Source organism: Acetobacter sp. AC2005, from assembly GCF_037901235.1.
Lineage (GTDB): Bacteria > Pseudomonadota > Alphaproteobacteria > Acetobacterales > Acetobacteraceae > Acetobacter > Acetobacter oryzoeni.
The window spans coordinates 54,089-74,175 of the sequence record NZ_CP149626.1; the positions used below are offsets into that span (position 1 = coordinate 54,089).

The window sequence follows — 20,087 nt, forward strand, 5'->3', positions numbered from 1 at the left end:
TACCTACTTGCGATAAGTGGAATTATCGCACGTAGGTATAGGGAAGGGGGGCGATTTTCAAAAAAAGACGGTGTTTGAAGTTAATGGCTTCATAGAGTAAATTAGATAGAAGCTCACCGTTGAATATTGCACCATTACGAGACCGCTTATCTGTGTCATTTATGGTATCAATGGAGTTCAGCTTTTCTCCGCAAGTTGATTTCACGAGCAATAGAATTTGAGAGCATTTGCAGGATCTGTTCCATGTTCGCCGATAAGTTTGCTACCAATACGATCAGTACGTCGACTTATGACGGTTATCTTGTAACGGAAACCCACAATCCTGCCCTTCCTACTCGACCAGACGGCTAGAATAGGCCAAAATGCAGCTCTAATTTATTGTCATATTAAGGCTTTGTGTTCATGCCACGCGGTCGTCCACGTAAAAACCCTGATGCTGCCTCTGTTCCTAAGAAAACCACCAAAGCACGCAAGGCCAAGGCAGCGACCGCAACACTGGGCTTTGAACAGCAGATGTTTCTGGCGGCGGACAAGCTGCGCAAGAACCTTGAGCCTTCAGACTACAAACATGTGGCCCTTGGCCTGATCTTCCTGCGCTACATCTCCACTGCATTTGAAGCCCGGCATGCTGAACTGATGCTGGAAGACCCGGCAGCAGCGGAAGATCCTGACGAATATCTGGCCGAGAATATCTTCTGGGTGCCGGAGACGGCTCGGTGGTCTCATCTCAAGGACAATGCCCGCTCGCCCAATATCGGCAAGATGATTGATGAGGCCATGCTGGCCATCGAGAAAGCCAACCCGGAACAGCTCAAGGGCGTGCTACCAAAGGATTACGGACGCCCGGCCCTTGATACCGTCATGCTGGGTGAGCTGATCGACCTGATCTCCGACATTGGCATGGGCGATACGGAGGATAAGGCGCGGGACGTGCTGGGCCGGGTGTATGAATACTTCCTCGGTGGTTTTGCCGGAGCCGAAGGGAAGCGTGGGGGTGAGTTCTACACGCCTTCCAGCGTGGTGCGCACGCTGGTTTCCATGCTCGAACCCTATAAGGGCCGGGTATATGACCCCTGCTGTGGGTCTGGTGGCATGTTCGTGCAGTCCGAACGCTTTGTGGAAACCCACGGGGGCAAGCTGGGTGACATTGCCATTTACGGGCAGGAGAGCAACCACACTACATGGCGTCTGGCCCGCATGAACCTTGCGGTGCGGGGTATTGGCGCGGACATTCGCTGGAACAATGAAGGCAGCTTTCTGCGTGACGAGCTGAAAGACCTGCGCTTTGACTATATTCTGGCCAACCCGCCCTTTAACGTGTCGGACTGGTGGAATGCTTCCTTGGAGGAAGACCCGCGCTGGCAATATGGCAAGCCGCCTGCGGGCAATGCCAACTATGCGTGGCTCCAACATATTCTGTGGCATCTGGCCCCAGATGGCACCGCTGGCGTGGTGCTGGCCAATGGCTCCATGTCCTCCAACCAGAACAGCGAAGGCGATATCCGCCGCCGCATGGTGGAAGCCGATGTCGTGGACTGCATGGTGGCCCTCCCCGGCCAGCTTTTCTATTCGACCCAGATTCCGGCCTGCCTGTGGTTCCTGACCCGGACCAAAAACCCCAAAGGCTGGCGGGACCGTCGCGGGGAAATGCTGTTTATCGACGCCCGCAAGCTCGGCACGATGGTCGATCGCACCCGCCGCGAACTGACGGACGAGGACGTCGCCCGCATCGCCGACACCTACCATGCCTGGCGCGGCGAGCAGGACGCGGCCCCCTACGAGGACGTTCCCGGCTTCTGCAAGTCCGTCACGCTCGACGAGGTGGAGCAGCACGGCTTTGTGCTGACACCCGGCCGCTATGTCGGTGCGGAAGAGGCTGAAGAAGACAGCGTGCCCTTTGCGGAACGCTTCGCGGCGCTGGAGAAAACCTTGCAGGAGCAGTTCCAACAGGGCGAGGAACTGAACGCGAAAATCACCGCGTCTCTGAAGCTGATCGTCCCGCAGGAGGCTTCATGACCCTGTATCTTACTCCACTGGAACGGGCGCTGGGTCGTCTGAAGGAAGGCTGGGCGCGGCATGTGGCCCACCCAGACGACGAGCAGTTGCGCGACGGGTTAATTCAGCGTTTCGAATTTACCTATGAACTCAGCCACAAGACCCTGAAGCGCTTTCTGGAAGCCAATTCTGCCTCTCCCGAGGAATATGACCGCATGGGCTTTCCGGACCTGATCCGCTCCGCCAATGAAGCCGGGCTTCTCAAAAGCGCATGGCCGCAATGGAGCGTGTTTCGCAAGATGCGGAACATGACCAGCCACACCTATAACGAGGCCTCCGCAAAGCAGGTTGTGGCGACGATCCCGGATTTTATCGACGAGGCGGCGTTCCTGCTGGCTGTTCTGAAAGACCGGACCGCGTGACGGACCGGATCGACATCACGCCCGAAGAGCGGGCCATCGTGCTGCGTATTCTCAACGAGATTGTGCCTGACCGGGAGGTCCGGGCGTTTGGCTCGCGCGTGACAGGGAAGGCCAAGCCGTTCTCTGATCTGGATCTGGCGGTTATGGGGGACGAACCGTTGCCGTTGGAAACGCGCGCGCGGCTCGAAGAGGCGTTTTCAGAGTCCGATCTCCCGTGGAAAGTCGATGTGCTGGATTGGGCGCAAGCCGATGCGGCATTCCAAAACATAATTGATAACTCAGGCATCATATTTCATGACTGATTGGCAAGACGATGTTCTCGAGAACTGCCTCGAAGCCCTATTAGACTATCGAGGGAAGAGTCCGCCGAAATCGTCAGTAGGAATACCGGTTCTTTCCGCAAAAGTCGTAAAAACTAGCGGATTGCTTCACCCCATCGAACAAAAAATCGCTTCCGATTATTATTCGAAATGGATGGTGAGAGGTTTGCCGCACGTTGGCGATGTTGTGATGACGACAGAAGGCCCTATGGGCGAAGTTATCCAGCTTACAGAAGAAACTGTCCAATATGCCTTAGGCCAGCGCATCGTTTGTTTGCGTGGGAAAAGCGGTGTTCTTGACAACACCTTTCTGCGTTACTTGTTATCCTCTCCATCACAGCAGAACATACTCGAAAGCTATTCGACAGGCACAACCGTTCCGGGAATCAGTCAAAAAGCTCTCAGATCGGTTCCTATTTCCTATCCCTCTTTTGATACACAGAAACGCATCGGAATTTTACTATCTTCCATTGACGACAAGATCGACCTCAACCGTCGGACGAACGAGACGCTGGAGGCGATGGCGCGGGCGTTGTTTCGGGACTGGTTTGTCGATTTCGGCCCAGCACGGGCAAAAATGGCCGGAGAAGCCCCTTACCTCGCACCAGAACTGTGGGAACTTTTTCCCGATAGGCTGGACGATGAGGAAAAGCCCAAAGGATGGAAAATCTCACGCATTGGAGACTGTGTTGAACGCTTGAAAGTTGGAAAGCTCTACAGTCAGAAAGACTTAGCATTATCAGGAAAAGTACCAGTTCTCGATCAAGGGAAAAATGGCATTATCGGATACCATAATAATGCACCCAATATTGCAGCAAGTCCTACCGAACGAGTTTGTACATTTGCAAACCATACATGCACACAAAAATTAATCGACTTCCCTTTTTCTACAATTCAAAATGTCATTCCTTTTAAAGGTAAAAATTTTCCATCTGAATGGATATTTTTTGCAACTCTTGGGAAGCAAAAATTTCAGGAATATAAAGGCCACTGGCCTGATTTTATTGAACAGACTATCTGCACTCCAAATAAAAATGATGTGGTTAACCTTTATCTCAAAATGATAGATCCTATGCTCAGAAAACAATCCGAAAATATACGTGAAATAGATACGCTAGCCCAACTTCGAGACTTACTTCTTCCCAAACTGATGTCCGGCGAAATCAGCATCCGGGATGCTAAAAAGATGGTGGAAGACGCGGCATGAGTTTTCTGTCCGAAAACGAGATCGAGGACTGGGCCTGCGATATTCTACGTGAATGTGGCTATACCATTGCCTGGGGTCCAGATATTGCCCCCGGCGGAAAAAAGCCTGAACGGGCCTCATTGTCGGATGTTGTTCTGGAAAAACGTCTGCGGACAACGATAAACAAGTTGAATCCGCATTTACCACAGGCCTCAAAGGATGAAGCACTGCTGGCCCTGATGCGGGAAGACACGCCGGACCATGTGGACGAAAACCGCCGCCTACATGACTATCTGGTCAACGGTGTGCCGGTAGATGTGGTACGCAAGGATGGAACCCAGTCTGGTGATCGGGTTCGTCTGCTGGATTTTGAGAACCCGGAAAACAATGACTTTCTGGTCGTGCGCCAGTTCGTTGTTGAAAAGGACGAAGCCAACCGCAGGCCAGATCTCGTGCTGTTTGTTAATGGCATGCCGCTTGGCGTGGTAGAACTTAAAAGCCCTAGTTCCGAGAACGCCACGCTTGATTCAGCCTGGAACCAGTTCCAGACCTACCGCAGCTTTATTCCATCCCTGTTCCGCTTCAATGAAGCCTTGATGATCTCGGATGGGACCCAGGCGCGTATTGGCTCTCTGACAGCCGACCGTGACCGCTTCATGCCCTGGCGCACCGTGGACGGGGAAGAACTGGTTGCAAAGAATCAGGAGGAAATGGAAACCGTGCTGCGCGGTGTGTTTACGCCTCGCTGGTTTCTCAACCTGATCCATGACTTCGTGCTGTTTGGCGAGAAAAACGGCAGCCCCATCAAAATTCTGGCAGGCTACCACCAGTTCCATGCCTGTCGAAAAGCCGTGGCGCAGACTGTGCGGGCTTCTGCCCCAGGCGGAGATCGCAAGGTTGGCGTGGTGTGGCATACGCAGGGGTCAGGCAAAAGCCTGCTCATGACTTTCTATGCTGGTGTGATTGCCCGCCACCCGGAGATGGAAAATCCTACCATCATTGTCCTGACAGACCGCAATGATCTGGACGACCAGCTCTTCGCCACTTTCTCCAGCGCACAGGCTCTTTTGCGCCAGACACCGGAGCAGGCGGACAGCCGGGAAGATTTACAAAAACTGCTCCGGCGCAGCTCGGGTGGTGTAATCTTCACCACCTTGCAGAAATTCCAGCCCAAAGAGGGCGAAACCAGCCTGCCCATGCTGACCGATCGGCGCAATGTGGTGGTCATGGCGGATGAAGCGCACCGCAGTCAGTATGGACTGGAAGCCAAATTCGACCGCCAGACGGGCAAGGTCTCCTACGGCTTTGCCAAACATATGCGCGATGCCCTGCCCAATGCGTCCTTTATCGGTTTTACCGGCACGCCCATTGAAAATGCTGACGTGAACACCCGTAGCATCTTTGGCGATTACATCGACATCTACGATATCGCGCAGGCGGTCGAGGATGGCGCAACCGTGCCCATCTATTACGAGAGCCGCCTTGTGCGCATCGAACTAGATGAAGACATCAAAGAAGATCTGGATGATGAACTGGCCGAGATTGTCGAAGGTCTTTCTGAAAATGAGGAACACAAGCTCAGCCAGAAATACTCGCGGGTAGAGGCGCTGGTTGGAGCGGAGCCCCGCCTGCGCAGGATAGCCGAAGACCTTGTGACCCATTTTGAAAACCGCCTGACCGCTCTTGAAGGCAAGGGCATGATTGTGGGCATGAGCCGGGCGATCTGTGTGGCTCTCTATGATGAGATTATTCGCCTGCGTCCTGAATGGCACAGTGATGATGACAATGAAGGCGCCATCAAGGTGGTGATGACCGGCAGTTCATCCGACCCCGCAGCGTTCCAGCCTCATATTGGTAAAAAGCCCAAGGCTCGGCGAGAGCTTCTGGCAAAGCGCATGAAAGATAACAACGATCCGCTCAAACTGGTCATTGTGCGCGATATGTGGCTGACGGGTTTTGACGTTCCTTCCATGCACACCATGTATGTAGACAAACCCATGCGCGGGCATGGGCTGATGCAGGCCATTGCCCGCGTCAACCGTGTGTTCAAGGGCAAACCCGGTGGTCTAGTGGTGGACTATATCGGTCTTGCCCAGAACCTGAAGGCAGCTTTGGGCGAATACTCCGCTGGAGATCGTGAACAGGTCGGCATTGACGAGGGCGAGGCCATACGTGCCTTGCAGGAGCGTTACGAAGTCGTGCGGGCCATGTTCAACCCGGGTCAGGCTGGCGGGTTTGACTACCGTCCAGCTTTGCAAGAAGGGGCAGAGACCCAGGACAAGCTGTCCATCATGGGTGGAGCGCTTAACTATATTCTGGGGCAGCAGCATCGGGCCATGGCAAAGGCCAAAAATGATGAAGAGCGTAAGGCTGCCCAGAAACGCTACCCCGATGCGGTCAAGGCACTCTCCGTGGCCTTTGCGCTGGCATCTGCCAGTGATGAAGCCACGAAGCTGCGCGATGAAATCGGGTTCTTTGAGGCCATAAAGGCGGCGTTGGTTAAGAGCGTGAGCACAGGTCGTGATGGACGCAGTGCGCAGGAACGCGAACTGGCCATCAAGCAGCTGGTCAGCAAGGCGGTCATTTCAACCGATATCATCGACATCCTAGAAGCAGCAGGTATTGGCAAACCTGATATTTCCGTCCTCTCGGATGCCTTCTTGCAGGAAGTGCGCGAAATGCCTCAGCGCAATCTCGCCATTGAGGCGCTCAAGAAATTGCTGGAGGGTCAGATCCGCAGCAGAACCCGCTCCAATATCACGGAAGCCGAAGCCTTCTCGCAACGACTGGAACAGGCCGTTGCCCGCTACCATGCCAATGCCCTGACATCAGTCCAGATCCTGGATGAACTGATCAGCATGGCACATGACATGGCCTCTGCACGTGATCGGGGCGAGGAACTTGGGCTGACGCAGGAAGAAATCGCCTTCTATGATGCTCTGGCGCAGAACAAGAGCGCCAAGGAAGCCATGGGAGACCCGAGCCTGCGGGTTATCGCCACAGCACTTGTGAAAACCATCCGGGAAAATGCCACTGTAGACTGGACCGTCATGGCGCAGGCGCGGGCCAAAATGCGGACTTCTGTCAAACGTCTGCTTCGTCATTATGGATATCCACCGGACATGGAGGCAGAAGCGGTCAAACACATCCTGCGTCAGGCAGAGCAGTTCGCGCCCATTTGGGCTGGTCAGGGAGAACTGTAACTATGGCGATCATGGGCGGAAGAAAGCAGAACATCCACCTAGAAACTGACCGACTAGCAAGCTCGACTTCCTTATACTGTCTAATTACGATTTTTCATGTTGCATAATAGACATGCCCACCAAACTCCCATTCGTCTTCAGTCTACGCGGATACATATATCAAAGTGGTCTTGATTGTATTTGGCTAGCGGCTCAAAGCGGCCAGAACAGCCTTCAAAAGGCTATCTCTTCCAAGGAAACGGAATTGAAGACATACGAAGAGAGCGGTGTTTTTGTCGGAGAGCGTGACGAAGACGGGGACGTATTCTGGGAACAGAACGAAATCCTCGAGTTGGATATCGAACGTCTTCAGGAAGCGCTTTTGGAACTCCGCCGCTCATTTGTGCTGACTGCGTATCATTACTGGGAAACTTCAGTTTAGAAATGGTATCATCAGGAAAATCAAAAAACAGAACCTGCAAATCTTGGAAATTATGAAAAACTCAAGCGTGCATTAGAGACTTTAGGACAAAAAGACCCTGCATTAAAAAATATTCCAAATGATAATCTTTTTATAGTTTGCCATTTATCAAATATTATTAAACATACAAGTGGAAATTCAGAGGAATATTTATCTAAAAATATGCCTGTGGAACTTTCAGGAACCATGAAAAGCGATCCAGAGATATATGGAGGTCGCCCGCAAATCTATCTTGAAGAGCATCATTTAAAATGGATATTCGACGTTATAGCTAAGTCAGGACCAATCGCTAATCCCAATAGAGTATAAATCCCGTTCAAGTTATCCGTTCTCCGCAAAAGCTATTTTGGCTATCGGCATACGAAATTGATGGCTTAGAATTTCCCGTGGCAGGAAACCCTTTTACATAGGCGTTAAGAGAAATCTTGCATTGGACCCTGATAATGGATATACATTATCTTTATTTGGATACCATTGCGCAGGAGGTTCTTATGCAGGTTTCTAAATGGGGTAACAGCCTTGCCGTGCGCATTCCCTCTCATATCGTCAAGCAACTCGGTTTGCAGGAAGGCGATAATGTGGATGCCGTCTTCACACGCCTGAAATCCCGGGAAGAAGCGCTCCGCTCCCTAAAAGAGATTGGAAAGAAGCTGCCTTCCGGGTTTCGGTTTGAGCGCCCCGAAGGCTAATGTCTCTCTTTCTGGATACGAACATCCTTCTGTATGCCATGATGGAAGAAGGAACAGAAAAGGCCGGGATTGCGGACAGCCTTCTCCTACATCAGGACTGCCATATCTCGGTTCAGACACTTAACGAAGCCACAAACACACTCAGGCGTAAAACCAGACTTCCACTGGACGACATCAAAACATTGATTGCGGACTTCCGGGGACTGGTCACAATCCATCCCATCACAGAAGCTGTTTACAGCCGTGGCTGGGCCATCATCGAACGGTATGGGCTCCAGACCTATGACGCCATGATTCTGGCCTGTGCCATAGAAAATGGCATTGAAACCCTCTTGTCCGAAGATATGCAGAATGGCCAGAGGATTTTTGACATGATAACCATAATAAACCCCTTCCAGAAGACAGAAGACAGAAGATTGACGCTGATTTCTCACACTTGAGGCAATTTCGGGTCATTTTGTAGAATTCAGTCATCCCACAGGAGCCCGATCTGGAATATTGACGATATTCTGCTTCTGGCGGCGGGTTCTGAACGCAGTGAGGGTGTCACGGCCTGAGAAGGCAGTGTTGGTGGAAGCTATGTGGTCTGTGCACTGTCTGTTTCTTCAGATGGCCTGCCGGAGCCTTCGCAATCGTGCATGAGCGAGGGCGAATTCATGCTGACAGGGGAACATGTCCGGCATGGACAGGACAATCCGACGGACGCTGAGCGTGACACGTGTCGCGATTTTGAGCAGTCGTGCGCGTATGGTGCCACAGGTCGTCGTCTCCAGGCTGGTCTGGCCAAGGGCCAGTCTTTGCAGAGCGGTCAGCAGGACATAGGCTGCGGCCGAGAACCACAGCCGGAGCTGGTTGGCCCGGATGGTGTGGGACGAGGTCCTGTCTGAGAACAGATCCATCTGGCATTCCTTGATGCGGTTTTCCATATCCCCGCGTGCGCAGTAAATCTGTTCGTAGAGATGGCGGGGGTCGGACATTCCCTGCGGTAGCGTGGTGACAATGAAGCGATGATAGCGGTTGCCGTGGCGCCATTCGGCCTTGGCCATGACCCGCCTGCGGCGCGTCCAGCTGTCCTTTGTGATCCAGTCAAAGGAGGCGAAACCGCGCGCAGCTCTGCCTGTCGTGGCGGCTTCGTCACGAACCTCAGCGGACAAAGAGGCAATCCGGTCATACAGGCGGGTGTTGCCTGCAAGCCCGAACAGGAAGTCAACGTGGTTGTCTTCGCACCATGTCATCAGACTGTCCCGGGCGAAACCGCTGTCCCCACGCACCAGGATACGCACCCGGGGCCAACGGCTCCTGATCTGCTCCACGATCCGGCGGATGTCTGCCAGTGCTTCCTTCCCCGGGTCCCTGTCTGCCGTGCGCAGGGTAGCGCTGAGGAGATGGTCCCCGCAGATGGGGTGGTTGCCGTCCTCCCCGCACGGCATCGCAATGTGCCAGAATGGTCGTTGAGTAAAAACAACCGCGTGAAAGGACGGCAGATGAAGGATACAGTGATTGGCGTTGATCTGGCAAAGACCATTTTCCAGGTTCATGGAGCTTCGCGTGCGGGCGAGGTGATGTTTCGCAAAAAGCTGCGTCGTCAGCAGTTTATGCAGTTCATGGCAACGCAGCCGCCTGCTCTGGTCGTTCTTGAAGCGTGCGGGAGCGCGCATTACTGGGCCCGCGAACTGGCGGCATCTGGTCACGAGGTCAGACTGATCGCTCCGCAGTATGTGAAGCCTTTCGTGAAGCGGCAGAAGAACGATGCTGCCGACGCGGAAGCGATCGTCATTGCGGCCCGTCAGCCGGAAATGCGCTTTGTCGAACCGCGCACTCAAGCGCAGCAGGCCCGAAGCGTTCTCTTTCGCTCCCGCGAGCGTCTGGTGCACCAACGCACGGAACTGGTGAATGCCCTGCGTGCCGTTCTGTATGAATTCGGTCTCGTCGTGCCACAGGGGATTGCGCATATCAAACGCATTGAGGCCATGCTGGATGAGGCAGTTCTGCCAGAGCTTGTAAGGCAGGAATGCCTTGATCTGCTGCAACAGATTTCGGAGCAGAGTGTGCGAATTGATGCCAGAACAAAGAAGATCAGGATGCTTGCCCAGGGAAGTGAAACCGCCTGCAGATTGCAGAGCATGCCTGGAGTGGGTCCTCTGACCGCTCTTGCGGTTGAGGCTTTTGCGCCTGACCTGCAGACCTTCCGGCGCGGGCGCGACTTTGCTGCGTGGCTGGGACTGGTGCCCCGGCAGTTCTCATCTGGCGGAAAGGAAAGGCTGGGGAGGATATCAAAAGCCGGACAGGCTGATATCCGCAGGCTTCTCATCATGGGTGCCATGACCCAGGTGAACTGGGCCAGTCGCAAGGGCCCAGCACCGGGAAGCTGGCTGGCACGGATGCTGGCCCGCAAGCCCCGTATGCTGGTAGCGATTGCCCTGGCCAACAGGATGGCAAGGGCAATCTGGGCCATGGCAACGAAACAGGAGGATTATCGGGATCCGGCCCTGTCCGTGGCAGCCTGAGCGATGGCTCGGCTCCCGCGGATGGAACCGGTAGGGGTGTGAGAGGGCGATGACCTGAATGGGCGCATGATCGTTTGATCCGGATCGGAAAAACCAGTATGTCTTTTCGTACTTTCAAGCACGCCCCGCAGATTTGGATCTGATCCGCTGATCACCATACCGGCCAGTGGCTTCTGAAAGGCCACATCAACAGGCCTTACAGAAGACCGCACACGATCACACGTCAATATGGGTCAGAAAACTCTTGCATAACGGACGGCAACCACAGAAGAAGACATACAGGGGAAGATAGCAGTTATGGCCGTAATATCCATGAAAGGCGCGGCCTTCCTGATGGCCATGGATACGGTCATCGGTGGCATCCACATCCAGAACGATCCGGGCGGGTGCGTGCTCATGCTGGTCAAGGAAGAGCGTGACGAACAGGGTAGCCAGGGCCTCATGATCAGCAATGATGCGGCAGTAACGATCTGCCTTGTGGCCACTGCGCTCCAGCCGGTTCAGCGTGGATTTTCCGGCCAGTGCTGCGCAGTTTGCCCGGCCTCCTGACAGACGGCCCGAGGTCAGACCAAAGATCAGGTCATGCCGCAGGGCATCGTGATCATTGAGATCTTCATAGCCCAGTGCCAGGCCCATGATCCGCTGACGGACAAGGTCTTCAACCCGGTATTCCACAAAGCCGGGATGCCGCTTATCGCGAAAACAGGCAGCAAAGCGGCGGCTGAGCCCCAGAATGTCATCAGCCTGCTTCACCAGAATGACGCCCCCATCCGAACTCATGCGACCCCCGTCAAAACGGGCCACAACACGCCGTCCACAGGAGGCTGGAAACTCATACGCGCCTGCGCTACACTCTGTCTGCATCGGGTTTTCTTGATGATTATGGAAATTTCTTTTACACAAAATAGACTTTTTCATAATCTAACCCGATGTACAACCCTTCTGTGAGATTTCCGCGTCGAGCGTCTGTGGCGGTCGTTGAAATACGAATGTGTCTACCTGCACGCATTTGAGACCGGATCAGAACTTCGAGTGGGGCTCACGAAATGGATCACCCATTATAACGGGCAACGTCCCCATACGGCCCTGGCTGGACGAACGCCTGATGAGGCGTATCATGGCGTGCCGACGCCATCTGGTCCGGGGTTAACCCCGGACCAGATGGCCAACAGCAACGCCGTCAGAATGGCGGCATAACAACAACCGGGTATAGCTTATTCAAACCCAAAAACTGTCCGAACAGACGGGTCCACCTCTATCAGTTGGGACACTCATCAACACGGGCTTCTATCGTGGCTCTTTGGGAAAAAGGGCCGCAGACGCTCCATTTGTTCGTTCGTCAGCCAAAACAGCTCGCTCATCTCCAGTCACTTCACAGAGCCTGAATCAGATTTCCGCAATCAAATCATTAGGTCCTGATCCTAGGCATGACCATCTTGACAAAGTAAGGGGATTTCCTTACTTATGAAGAAAGTTAAAACTGGAGTTAAGCCATGGTCGACTTGCTGAAAGCAGAAAGCACTATCACCGCTAAGGGCCAGACGACTATTCCCAAGAGCGTCCGGAAGGCTTTAGGTGTAGACTATGGTGGGCGTATTGCGTTCGTCGTGGACGATCAGCGCCGTGTTCATGTCGAGAAGGCTACAGAAGAGACAAGCGATCCAGTCGTTGAGCGCTTCCTCGAATTTCTGGAGAAGGACATGCTCGACCATTCCCGTTCACGCCTTGTCAACTTACCTGCCAGTCTGCCTGATCGCGTAGCCGCGCTTGTCGGGAATATGGACGTTGATCTCGATGATGAGATTGAAGGTGATGTGGCGCTCTGACCATGCTGACGATTAATGGCTGGACCATCCTAGCGCATCCGCTCTTTCTCGATCAGTTGGAAAAGCTCATCGGCGCTGTTGAAGAGTTGAAGGAAAAAAAGCCCCACGAATATCAAAAGAAACCGAGCACGAAGTTATTGGCCGCTTTGAACAAGCTGATCTTCCAGTCCATCCCTGCCGATCCGACAGCAACCGTCTATAGACAAGGCGGAACGCTTGGTGAAGCGCACAAGCATTGGTTTAGGGCAAAGTTCGGGAATGGTCGCTTTCGCCTGTTCTTCCGCTATAGTTCGGCCGAGAAAATAATCATCTTCGCTTGGGTGAACGATGAGACGAAATTGCGCACCTATGGTTCAAGGACTGACGCTTACAAAGTTTTCAAGGCGATGCTACAGAAGGGCAACCCGCCAGACGATTGGGACGCTCTTTGTGCAGCTGCGTCCGATCAGGCTACAGTTGACCGGCTGGGTAAGTCCTCTCCTCCAAATTCGTGACGAATGCAGTTTAACGTTACAGCATTGCATATTGTCCTTTGGATCGGACTGTGGGCTGCGCCTGAACCATGCTAAGGATGCGTTTTCGCCATTAGGCTTAAATCCAATAGCGCAATGGCGGTTGGGGACACACGAAGCCTCGACCGTAAATCACGTTGGCAGCATGCTAACTAGTTTTGACGGTTAGGCATCAAGCGCGATGATAGCAGGACTATATCGCGCTGATTACTTCGGATATCCATCAGTTTAATCACGCCTGAATGTCATCAGGAAATGGCAAAGCCGGCCATTTACTTTACTTAAACTTACTTGACTTCAAACTCCGCCCTCTTCCCCATACCTACCTGCGATAATATCAATATCCCGCTAAACCATTATGAAGATGTGCTAAACGAACAGGAACAACGGGATATGCATACATTGATGATGCGGTATTAATCTGTCTGTTTTTGTTTGGAAATCTCGCCAAGGTGCTCAAGAATTGCCAGCAAAATGCGCGGTGCACCACGATAACCTTCATCTCCTTCCGTTTCCTTAATGTTAACCATGGCATCAAACAGGCGATAAGCTGGGCCATCCCTATTTGAGATAACTTCTTCAATCGCATCCAGGTCTAATTCGAGAGTTTTTTGTCCAGCGTTCCGTAGGGCAGTATATTTATCAAGCGCATCCACGAAATATGGATCTGATGACCAATGTCTCGACATTCTGATGTGAGCCTTATTGTTCAAGTTTGAAACCATAGTACATATGCTCTTTTATATCAGCCGAAATAATCTGTTCGTAAAGATGAGGAAGAACTTTCGCGCAGACAGAAATTCATTGCAAACTGACATTCTAGTGGTCGCCATTTCAATAACAGAAAAATTATTTCGCATGTAAAATCGAGATGATGTTTTGATATGTAGAAAATATTTTCGCCAGGTGAGCGTAGAAGAATACACTTGCGTTGCCTTCTGAACGTCATCCAGCGCCAGCCGTATCAAGTAGGGCCAAACTTCGATGCGTCATAATCAGCATGCGTTGCAGATTTGAAGGATGTGTTGCAGGTAAACCCGCGTGTATCTTCCGAAGTATAGCAAGACGCGTAAAGGAATGCTGGATTTCGACTTTGTTGAGGGGTAGGGAATTCGTGTTAATTCTGTTATCAGCCTCTCATGAGACGACTAGCCTTGATATTTCTCTGCGTCTTTTACGCAGGCTCCCTTCATGCAGAAGAAGATAACTGCAACGATTTTGGGGCGAATAGCCATTTACCAAAGATTATAAATTCCAAGCTAAGCCCAGGCACTCAATTATTGTGCAACAAAGGCTATGCGGCCTTAGCTTCCTCTATTTCGCATGGCCCTCTCTGGTCTGCCGAACATCTTTGGTCGGATGATGTGGAGGCAGCAGAAAGGCTAAAAAGGGCAGGCCATTTTTATGCAGACACTCGGTTTGCGGGCAGCGCGGATTTACAGGACTATTATAACTCCATTTATGACCGCGGACATATGGCACCGAGTGGTGACCAACCTACAGAAGCATCCCAGGCAGAGACTTACGCACTCTCAAATGTGGTGCCTCAGACAGCCAGTCTGAATGAAGGCATCTGGTCACGTGTGGAACGACGTGTGCGTGATATGGCAGATGATGAAGGAGAGCTGTATGTGGTGACAGGCCCTGTTTTTCACTTGCGTCCTATTCAGACTATGGGGCATGACCGCGTGTACGTGCCGTCCTCAACGTGGAAAGCAGTCTATTCTCCCAGCAAGAACAAAGCATCTGCATATGTGTGTAAAAACGCGCAACAGCATCCACACTGCACGCAGGTTACAGTAGCAACGCTCATACGGAATGTCGGGATTGACCCGTTTCCAGGAGTGTCAGCGCAGATTAAGGCGCAAGCATGGAAGTTGCCCGCACCTTAATCGGATTTAAAGCTGCTGGATTTCGTTATGGAATCAACCGTTTCAATCAATGATATTCCAAAGGATCTGAAGAATTATGGAACATAATAAACACGAAGATAATTATTTGCATCATTTGACATGTGATATTGTCGTTGCTTATTTGTCTGGAAATACCATACCATTTTCCGATGTACCTTTACTGATACAACAGATTTATCGTGCTCTTGCGGGCGTTGAAATGGACGTAAGTGATGATAAAGAGTTAGGGCCTGCTGTGCCCATTAAGAAATCGGTGTTTCCTGATTATATTATCTGTTTAGAAGATGGGAAAAAGGTGAAAATGCTCAAACGCCATCTGATGTCAGCATTTGGCCTCACCCCTTCAGCTTATCGTCAAAAATGGGGATTGCCGGCTAATTACCCGATGGTCGCGCCAGCTTATTCAGAACAACGATCACGTTTAGCGCGCTCCTCAGGATTGGGGAATAACAAGTCACAAGAGATTACCGAACTACAGCAAGAAAAATCAGAAGAAGATGCCATTGTGACGCGCTTACCTGAGGTCAAAAGGGGACGTAAAAAGAAACTCGGTTGATTAAGGCTTTTTTCCTGCCCCATGACGATCTCGCGTTGCTTCGTCAACTGACAGTAGATCTTCATGGGGTTGGTGATTGATCGGTTTTCATTGTCTTGACTTAAAAAACGTGACGGTTGAATCTGGCCGGACTGACACTGAGATGGGCCTGCTGGAAAGATATAAAGGGCAAATCCCGTAGACCAATCAAATTCTTATTTTACGATTATATTTCCATAAGTTGATGGGATGAACTGCGGGACTCGAACCCGCTCGCTTTGGTCGCAGTGACACGTTTCCAACCCCTTGAAACAGCAAAAAGAATGCGACGTGCTGTCTTCCGGTTAGCGTCTGAGTTCCCGGAATTGGTTAAACAATCTGGGAACTTGGTACGACGAATTTAACCTCAATCTTCTGTCTTCTGTCTTCTGTCTTCTGTCTTCTGTCTTCTGGAAGGGGTTTATTATGGTTATCATGTCAAAAATCCTCTGGCCATTCTGCATATCTTCGGACAAGAGGGTTTCAATGCCATTTTCTATGGCACAGGCCAGAATCATGGCGTCATAGGTCTGGAGCCCATACCGTTCGATGATGGCCCAGCCACGGCTGTAAACAGCTTCTGTGATGGGATGGATTGTGACCAGTCCCCGGAAGTCCGCAATCAATGTTTTGATGTCGTCCAGTGGAAGTCTGGTTTTACGCCTGAGTGTGTTTGTGGCTTCGTTAAGTGTCTGAACCGAGATATGGCAGTCCTGATGTAGGAGAAGGCTGTCCGCAATCCCGGCCTTTTCTGTTCCTTCTTCCATCATGGCATACAGAAGGATGTTCGTATCCAGAAAGAGAGACATTAGCCTTCGGGGCGCTCAAACCGAAACCCGGAAGGCAGCTTCTTTCCAATCTCTTTTAGGGAGCGGAGCGCTTCTTCCCGGGATTTCAGGCGTGTGAAGACGGCATCCACATTATCGCCTTCCTGCAAACCGAGTTGCTTGACGATATGAGAGGGAATGCGCACGGCAAGGCTGTTACCCCATTTAGAAACCTGCATAAGAACCTCCTGCGCAATGGTATCCAAATAAAGATAATGTATATCCATTATCAGGGTCCAATGCAAGATTTCTCTTAACGCCTATGTAAAAGGGTTTCCTGCCACGGGAAATTCTAAGCCATCAATTTCGTATGCCGATAGCCAAAATAGCTTTTGCGGAGAACGGATAACTTGAACGGGATTTATACTCTATTGGGATTAGGGCCTGTTAGAGCTTGATCCAGTCTGCTGCGGCAGCGATGTGGATGACCGCGAGGAACGACGTTGCTGTTTTTTCATATCTGGTTGCGACAGCACGCCACTCCTTGAGGCGAGCCCAGAGGTTCTCAACGAGATGCCGACACCGATAGGCCCATTTGGGGCAGGCGACCGGGCCATCGCGTCGTTTCGCGGGAATGGCTGGCCGTGCTCCCATGTCCCATATCCGTTCACGCATGGCGTTCGACGCGTAGCCCTTGTCCGCTACTACCCACAGGGGAGTGGCGGGAAGGCTGTCGAGCATGGCTGGTGCCAGAGGCAGTTCATGACCCTGTCCAGGGGCCAGCGCAAAACCGAAGGCTTTTCCATGTCCATCAGCGATCACGCAGACTTTTGTGCCATAGCCGCCGCGAGAGCGGCCAAGTGCTTCACGATGGTTTCGCTCTTCAAAAGAGCCCCCTTTTTTGGGGCTCCCGCCGCTTTGTGGTGAGCTCTGATATTCGTGCCATCCAGAAAAGTCATGCCGAGTGCTACTCCCTGTTGTTCCTGAACCAGTGCGAGCAGGCGTTCCCACACACCCAGCTTCGCCCAGCGGATGAAAAGCTGCGCCGCTCGCCACCATGGACCCAGTTCAGCGGGGATGCTCCGCCATTTCGCGCCATTCTCATGACGCCAGAAAATCGCTGCTATCGTCCGCCGCAGATCATGTGGCGGCGTCTTGCCCCTCGGGCGAACCTCCTCAATCAGAGGTTCCCAGATCGCCCATGTCTCGTCCGTAAAGGTGCCTGTTCTGTCTCCTTCTTCCATCCCTACAATATGGGAAGAAATTCAAGATCTAACAGACCCTAGCGCGGGCCTTCAAGCAATGATCTGAAAGGTCACATCATGAGCAAGTCTTCGTCTCCTTATGTGCGTCGGTTGCTCTGGATTGTGGCCTGTTTTGTGGGTGGTTTTGCGCTTTTGTGCGTGAGTGGCTGGGCGCTTGTCGTCAACGGCAGCACGCAGGACTCCGCGATGGTGATAGTCCTCCGCTGGCTGCCCGTTGCAACGGGTGCGATCACGGTAGCCGCGGGATTTTTCCTGCTGTCTCTGCCCGTGCCAGAAGACCCGGAAGACTTCTTTCTGCCGGATGACGCCGACGGCGAACTTGAGAGAACAGACGGGAAATAAAAAGAGGTTCAGCCCGTTATCAGAGCTGAACCCTTCTCGCCCTGACCGTCAGTGTGACCGTCAGGCTTTGACGGACAGAAAGTCAGCCAACGCTTCGTTAAACAGAAGCGGGGCCTGCAGGAAGGCGAAGTGGCTGGTCTCGGGCAGGATCATGTAAGAACTGTCCGGAATATGCGCCACCAGATATTCCAGATGGGCGCGATGAATCATCTCGTCCCGGTCCCCATCCACAACCCATGCGGGGCAGCGGATGGCGTTCAGGCGGTCTTCCGTGAATTCGGCATCATGCTCCCATTTCCACAGGCCCCAGACGGTTTTTGAAAAGACATCAAATTTATCCGGGGTCGGGGAAAGCTCGCGGTAGTCTTCTGTGGCGCGCTTTACAAAAGCGTTGACCACCTTATTTCCGCTACACGCCAGATTGAGGCCGGATGCGGACATATGCGGCCCGTAAGCAAAGATGCGTTTGATGCGATCCGGGTGTTCAGAGGCCAGAATAATGCTCTGCACACCGCCATCGCTCCACCCGACGAGACTGGCATTCGGAATTTCCAGATGGTTCATCAGGTGAATGATATCGTCTGCCATCTGAGCGTAGCTGAGGGGTTTATCCCCTAACGTGCTGCGGCCATGCCCGCGGCTATCCACGAGGATGACACGGTGCGTTTTGGCCAGATAAGCCGCCTGTATGCCCCAGTAGTCAGAGTTTGCCATGCCCCCATGCAGCATGATGATGACATCGTCCCCTGTGCCGCCTTCCGTATAATAGAGCGAGCATCCGTTAATGGGGGCGTGCTGTCCTTTAAAGGAGGCCAGAGGGGCCGGGGTGGCAGGCAGGGTCTGCCAGCGTTTTGTTAAATGCTCAGTCATATCGTCAGGCCTCGTAAAAGAGCGTGTTGTGGGTATCTTGGTATAACAAGATACCCTAGTATAACAAGATACCCTGCGCCTTTAGATGGCCGTGTATGACGAGACTTGCAGATGTGTGAGGCGGGATGCTGTTTCCCCAGATCCCCCCGCTTGTCTTTTGGTTTGAAAAGCGATAGACTGGGGAATTCGTTGTCAGGCAACAGGCCTTATTTTTTAGGCGTCCGAACGGCCGTTACTTCAATTTCAATCAGCCACCCGGGGTTGGCGAGCTGGGCCACGGCAAAGGCGGAGCGCACTGGCAGATTAGGGCCTGTTAGGGCTTGATCCAGTCTGCTGCGGCAGCGATGTGGATGACCGCGAGGAACGACGTTGCTGTTTTTTCATATCTGGTTGCGACAGCGCGCCACTCCTTGAGGCGAGCCCAGAGGTTCTCAACGAGATGCCGACACCGATAGGCCCATTTGGGGCAGGCGACCGGGCCGTCGCGTCGTTTCGCGGGAATGGCTGGCCGTGCTCCCATGTCCCATATCCGTTCACGCATGGCGTTCGACGCGTAGCCCTTGTCCGCTACTACCCACAGGGGAGTGGCGGGAAGGCTGTCGAGCATGGCTGGTGCCAGAGGCAGTTCATGAGCCTGTCCAGGGGCCAGCGCAAAACCGAAGGCTTTTCCATGTCCATCAGCGATCACGCAGACTTTTGTGCCATAGCCGCCGCGAGAGCGGCCAAGTGCTTCACGATGGTCTCGCTCTTCGAAAGAGGCCCCTTTTTTTGGGCTCCCGCCGCTTTGTGGTGAGCCCTGATGTTCGTGCCATCCAGAAAAGTCATTCCGAATGCCACTCCCTGTTGTTCCTGAACCAGTGCGAGCAGCCGCTCCCATACGCCGAGCTTCGCCCAGCGGATGAAAAGCTGCGCAGCCCGCCACCACGGACCCAGTTCAGCGGGGATACTCCGCCATTTCGCGCCATTCTCATGACGCCAGAAAATCGCTGCTATCGTCCGCCGCAGATCATGTGGCGACGTCTTGCCCCTCGGGCGAACCTCCTCAATCAGAGGTTCCCAGATCGCCCATGTCTCGTCCGTAAAGGTGCCTGTTCTGTCTCCTTCTTCCATCCCTACAATATGGGAAGAAATTCAAGATCTAACAGGCCCTAGATCATTCCAAGGCGAATGCATGCACGAACCATTTCTGAAGCACCATCAGTATTATAGCTCATTGCACTAGGCCGCGGTAATATC

General features: G+C 52.7%; 21 protein-coding genes and 3 pseudogenes. 15 read left to right on the forward strand and 9 right to left on the reverse strand.

Translation table 11 applies throughout. The features are described from left to right. Positions 1–402: 402 nt before the first annotated feature. The 6 genes from QQM41_RS13225 to QQM41_RS13250 all read left to right on the forward strand — a co-directional run bounded on the left by QQM41_RS13225 (position 403) and on the right by QQM41_RS13250 (position 7,547). Positions 403–2,016: a class I SAM-dependent DNA methyltransferase gene (locus QQM41_RS13225; protein ID WP_339078195.1), complete on the forward strand. Its 1,614-nt coding sequence runs from the start codon at positions 403–405 to the stop codon at positions 2,014–2,016. Next, positions 2,013–2,417 (forward strand): nucleotidyltransferase substrate binding protein, encoded by a 405-nt coding sequence (locus QQM41_RS13230; RefSeq protein WP_168455095.1) that lies wholly within the window; start codon positions 2,013–2,015, stop codon positions 2,415–2,417. The genes QQM41_RS13225 and QQM41_RS13230 overlap by 4 nt, the downstream gene beginning before the upstream one ends. Next, entirely contained in the window at positions 2,414–2,719 is a 306-nt protein-coding gene (locus QQM41_RS13235; protein WP_168455094.1) for a nucleotidyltransferase family protein, read from the forward strand. The genes QQM41_RS13230 and QQM41_RS13235 overlap by 4 nt, the downstream gene beginning before the upstream one ends. Continuing rightward, positions 2,712–3,944 carry a restriction endonuclease subunit S gene (locus QQM41_RS13240; protein ID WP_339078197.1) on the forward strand — a complete coding sequence of 411 codons (1,233 nt, stop codon included), beginning with the start codon at positions 2,712–2,714 and terminating at the stop codon, positions 3,942–3,944. Before QQM41_RS13235 ends, QQM41_RS13240 begins: the two co-directional genes overlap by 8 nt. Beyond that, complete coding sequence (locus tag QQM41_RS13245) at positions 3,941–7,126, forward strand: type I restriction endonuclease subunit R (protein ID WP_339078198.1); 3,186 nt, start codon at positions 3,941–3,943, stop codon at positions 7,124–7,126. Before QQM41_RS13240 ends, QQM41_RS13245 begins: the two co-directional genes overlap by 4 nt. Positions 7,127–7,238: 112 nt before the next feature. Next, positions 7,239–7,547 carry a hypothetical protein gene (locus QQM41_RS13250; protein WP_339078199.1) on the forward strand — a complete coding sequence of 103 codons (309 nt, stop codon included), beginning with the start codon at positions 7,239–7,241 and terminating at the stop codon, positions 7,545–7,547. Between the two features lie 50 nt (positions 7,548–7,597). On the opposite strand, the gene QQM41_RS13255 is transcribed toward QQM41_RS13250, so the two are convergent. Next, the gene (locus QQM41_RS13255; RefSeq protein WP_339078200.1) at positions 7,598–7,774 is read right to left on the reverse strand and encodes a hypothetical protein; all 177 of its coding nucleotides are present in this window, start codon (positions 7,772–7,774) and stop codon (positions 7,598–7,600) included. A gap of 303 nt (positions 7,775–8,077) precedes the next feature. Here QQM41_RS13255 and QQM41_RS13260 point away from each other — a divergent pair, with 303 nt between their 5' ends. Together QQM41_RS13260 and QQM41_RS13265 are read left to right on the forward strand one after the other, a co-directional pair. Then, on the forward strand, positions 8,078–8,275 hold the full coding sequence (locus QQM41_RS13260; RefSeq protein ID WP_035366454.1) for an AbrB/MazE/SpoVT family DNA-binding domain-containing protein: 198 nt from the start codon (positions 8,078–8,080) through the stop codon (positions 8,273–8,275). A gap of 38 nt (positions 8,276–8,313) precedes the next feature. Beyond that, positions 8,314–8,715 carry a PIN domain-containing protein gene (locus QQM41_RS13265; protein WP_339078201.1) on the forward strand — a complete coding sequence of 134 codons (402 nt, stop codon included), beginning with the start codon at positions 8,314–8,316 and terminating at the stop codon, positions 8,713–8,715. A gap of 165 nt (positions 8,716–8,880) precedes the next feature. Here QQM41_RS13265 and QQM41_RS13270 read toward each other — a convergent pair. After that, positions 8,881–9,672 (reverse strand): annotated as a pseudogene (locus tag QQM41_RS13270) (IS1380-like element IS1380A family transposase); the annotation flags it as partial. 87 nt (positions 9,673–9,759) lie between these two features. Here QQM41_RS13270 and QQM41_RS13275 point away from each other — a divergent pair. Beyond that, the gene (locus tag QQM41_RS13275) at positions 9,760–10,782 is read left to right on the forward strand and encodes an IS110 family transposase (protein ID WP_339076906.1); all 1,023 of its coding nucleotides are present in this window, start codon (positions 9,760–9,762) and stop codon (positions 10,780–10,782) included. 261 nt (positions 10,783–11,043) lie between these two features. Here QQM41_RS13275 and QQM41_RS13280 read toward each other — a convergent pair. Further along, a pseudogene (locus QQM41_RS13280) lies at positions 11,044–11,646 on the reverse strand (IS1380-like element IS1380A family transposase); the annotation flags it as partial. Positions 11,647–11,739: 93 nt separating this feature from the next. On the opposite strand from QQM41_RS13280, the pseudogene QQM41_RS13285 reads away from it, so the two are divergent. The 3 genes and pseudogenes from QQM41_RS13285 to QQM41_RS13295 form a co-directional block, all read left to right on the forward strand. Beyond that, a pseudogene (locus tag QQM41_RS13285) lies at positions 11,740–11,979 on the forward strand (integrase core domain-containing protein); the annotation flags it as partial. Positions 11,980–12,275: 296 nt separating this feature from the next. Next, positions 12,276–12,608, forward strand: a complete 333-nt coding sequence (locus QQM41_RS13290) for a type II toxin-antitoxin system PrlF family antitoxin (RefSeq protein ID WP_012813160.1) — start codon at positions 12,276–12,278, stop codon at positions 12,606–12,608. Positions 12,609–12,610: 2 nt separating this feature from the next. Beyond that, positions 12,611–13,102 carry a type II toxin-antitoxin system YhaV family toxin gene (locus QQM41_RS13295; RefSeq protein ID WP_012813161.1) on the forward strand — a complete coding sequence of 164 codons (492 nt, stop codon included), beginning with the start codon at positions 12,611–12,613 and terminating at the stop codon, positions 13,100–13,102. A gap of 434 nt (positions 13,103–13,536) precedes the next feature. Here the strand turns inward: QQM41_RS13295 and QQM41_RS13300 are convergent, their stop codons facing one another. Next, positions 13,537–13,776, reverse strand: a complete 240-nt coding sequence (locus tag QQM41_RS13300; RefSeq protein ID WP_087652266.1) for a hypothetical protein — start codon at positions 13,774–13,776, stop codon at positions 13,537–13,539. Between the two features lie 483 nt (positions 13,777–14,259). On the opposite strand from QQM41_RS13300, the gene QQM41_RS13305 reads away from it, so the two are divergent. After that, complete coding sequence (locus QQM41_RS13305) at positions 14,260–15,012, forward strand: DNA/RNA non-specific endonuclease (RefSeq protein WP_339078202.1); 753 nt, start codon at positions 14,260–14,262, stop codon at positions 15,010–15,012. 76 nt (positions 15,013–15,088) lie between these two features. Further along, entirely contained in the window at positions 15,089–15,589 is a 501-nt protein-coding gene (locus QQM41_RS13310) for a MucR family transcriptional regulator (protein ID WP_339078203.1), read from the forward strand. 323 nt (positions 15,590–15,912) lie between these two features. Here QQM41_RS13310 and QQM41_RS13315 read toward each other — a convergent pair whose 3' ends face one another. The 3 genes from QQM41_RS13315 to QQM41_RS13325 form a co-directional block, all read right to left on the reverse strand. Continuing rightward, a complete protein-coding gene (locus QQM41_RS13315; protein WP_339078204.1) occupies positions 15,913–16,416 on the reverse strand; it encodes a PIN domain-containing protein in 504 nt (167 codons plus the stop codon). Next, positions 16,416–16,613, reverse strand: a complete 198-nt coding sequence (locus QQM41_RS13320) for an AbrB/MazE/SpoVT family DNA-binding domain-containing protein (protein WP_035366454.1) — start codon at positions 16,611–16,613, stop codon at positions 16,416–16,418. The genes QQM41_RS13315 and QQM41_RS13320 overlap by 1 nt, the downstream gene beginning before the upstream one ends. 208 nt (positions 16,614–16,821) lie before the next feature. Next, a protein-coding gene (locus QQM41_RS13325; protein ID WP_339078150.1) for an IS5 family transposase occupies positions 16,822–17,618 on the reverse strand; the annotation gives its coding sequence in 2 pieces (ribosomal slippage) (positions 16,822–17,279 and positions 17,279–17,618; 798 coding nt in all). Positions 17,619–17,696: 78 nt separating this feature from the next. Between QQM41_RS13325 and QQM41_RS13330 the strand changes: the two genes are divergently transcribed. Further along, positions 17,697–17,981, forward strand: a complete 285-nt coding sequence (locus QQM41_RS13330; protein WP_281855216.1) for a hypothetical protein — start codon at positions 17,697–17,699, stop codon at positions 17,979–17,981. 60 nt (positions 17,982–18,041) lie between these two features. Here the strand turns inward: QQM41_RS13330 and QQM41_RS13335 are convergent, their stop codons facing one another. Both QQM41_RS13335 and QQM41_RS13340 read right to left on the reverse strand, forming a co-directional pair. After that, positions 18,042–18,851, reverse strand: a complete 810-nt coding sequence (locus QQM41_RS13335) for an alpha/beta fold hydrolase (protein WP_064775940.1) — start codon at positions 18,849–18,851, stop codon at positions 18,042–18,044. Between the two features lie 313 nt (positions 18,852–19,164). Next, positions 19,165–19,961 (reverse strand): IS5 family transposase gene (locus QQM41_RS13340; protein ID WP_275878335.1). Its coding sequence is split into 2 segments (ribosomal slippage): positions 19,165–19,622 and positions 19,622–19,961, totalling 798 coding nucleotides; the frame shifts between segments, so codons are not numbered across the junction. Positions 19,962–20,087 lie beyond the last annotated feature (126 nt).

Coding starts and splice junctions, on each gene's coding strand:
- QQM41_RS13225 (WP_339078195.1), top strand. CDS start 403: ATGCCACGCGGTCGTCCACGTAAAAACCCTGATGCTGCCTCTGTTCCT.
- QQM41_RS13230 (WP_168455095.1), top strand. CDS start 2,013: ATGACCCTGTATCTTACTCCACTGGAACGGGCGCTGGGTCGTCTGAAG.
- QQM41_RS13240 (WP_339078197.1), top strand. CDS start 2,712: ATGACTGATTGGCAAGACGATGTTCTCGAGAACTGCCTCGAAGCCCTA.
- QQM41_RS13245 (WP_339078198.1), top strand. CDS start 3,941: ATGAGTTTTCTGTCCGAAAACGAGATCGAGGACTGGGCCTGCGATATT.
- QQM41_RS13250 (WP_339078199.1), top strand. CDS start 7,239: ATGCCCACCAAACTCCCATTCGTCTTCAGTCTACGCGGATACATATAT.
- QQM41_RS13255 (WP_339078200.1), bottom strand. CDS start 7,774: ATGGTTCCTGAAAGTTCCACAGGCATATTTTTAGATAAATATTCCTCT.
- QQM41_RS13260 (WP_035366454.1), top strand. CDS start 8,078: ATGCAGGTTTCTAAATGGGGTAACAGCCTTGCCGTGCGCATTCCCTCT.
- QQM41_RS13265 (WP_339078201.1), top strand. CDS start 8,314: ATGATGGAAGAAGGAACAGAAAAGGCCGGGATTGCGGACAGCCTTCTC.
- QQM41_RS13275 (WP_339076906.1), top strand. CDS start 9,760: ATGAAGGATACAGTGATTGGCGTTGATCTGGCAAAGACCATTTTCCAG.
- QQM41_RS13290 (WP_012813160.1), top strand. CDS start 12,276: ATGGTCGACTTGCTGAAAGCAGAAAGCACTATCACCGCTAAGGGCCAG.
- QQM41_RS13295 (WP_012813161.1), top strand. CDS start 12,611: ATGCTGACGATTAATGGCTGGACCATCCTAGCGCATCCGCTCTTTCTC.
- QQM41_RS13305 (WP_339078202.1), top strand. CDS start 14,260: ATGAGACGACTAGCCTTGATATTTCTCTGCGTCTTTTACGCAGGCTCC.
- QQM41_RS13310 (WP_339078203.1), top strand. CDS start 15,089: ATGGAACATAATAAACACGAAGATAATTATTTGCATCATTTGACATGT.
- QQM41_RS13315 (WP_339078204.1), bottom strand. CDS start 16,416: ATGTCTCTCTTTCTGGATACGAACATCCTTCTGTATGCCATGATGGAA.
- QQM41_RS13320 (WP_035366454.1), bottom strand. CDS start 16,613: ATGCAGGTTTCTAAATGGGGTAACAGCCTTGCCGTGCGCATTCCCTCT.
- QQM41_RS13330 (WP_281855216.1), top strand. CDS start 17,697: ATGAGCAAGTCTTCGTCTCCTTATGTGCGTCGGTTGCTCTGGATTGTG.
- QQM41_RS13335 (WP_064775940.1), bottom strand. CDS start 18,851: ATGACTGAGCATTTAACAAAACGCTGGCAGACCCTGCCTGCCACCCCG.